This is a genomic window from Arthrobacter sp. P1_D4, assembly GCF_056406115.1.
On record NZ_JBFUAU010000048.1, the window covers coordinates 1 to 780 of the forward strand.

The window sequence follows — 780 nt, forward strand, 5'->3', positions numbered from 1 at the left end:
TGCTCGCACCGATGGTCTCGGATGCCCTGGCCTCCCAGGTCATGCAGGGAGTGGAGGAGGAAGCCCAGGAACGCGGCTACGCCGTGATGCTCGGCCGCACCGGCGCAAAATCCGCCTACATCGCCGGTTACCTGCGGACCCTGCGCACCTACCGGGCCGCCGGCGTCATCCTCATCTCCGCGGTGATCACGCCGGAGACGCGGCAGCTGCTGGGGCCCAATGTTCCCATCATCTCCGTCGCCATTAGCGACAAGTCGGGCTCACCCAGCGTGGCGATCGACGACGAGCAGGCAGCCTATGACGCGACCCGTCACCTGCTGCGGCTCGGCCACCGGCGCATCGGCCTCCTGACCGGGGATCCGGCGTCGATCTACGTCGCCCAGCCCCGGAAGCGCGGCTACCTGCGCGCCATGAACGAAGCCAACTGCACCCCGGTGACGGCGACCGGCAGCTTCTTCTACGAAAGCGGCGCCGCCGGCGCGGACGAAGTGCTGCAACAGGACCCCGGTCTCACCGCCGTCTTCGCGATGAGCGATGAAATGGGCGCCGCCGTCGTCAATGAACTGCAGCGGCGCGGCCTCCGGGTGCCGGARGACGTCTCGGTSCTRGGCTTCGACAACACCTCCACCTCCCTGCACGTGAACCCGCCGCTGAGCACCATGGCCCAGCCGCTCGAGGACATGGGACGGATGGCCGTGAAAAAGCTGCTCCGCTCCCGCGACCTGGGGCCGAAGATCATGCCGCACCGGCTGATCGAGCGCGGCTCCACCGCGCCTCCCA

General features: G+C 68.6%; 1 protein-coding gene. It reads left to right on the forward strand.

Annotation, left to right across the window (positions count from 1 at the left end):
• The coding region (locus AC1D0A_RS21935) for a substrate-binding domain-containing protein (protein ID WP_476946838.1) at window positions 1–780 on the forward strand (780 nt) is incomplete at both ends.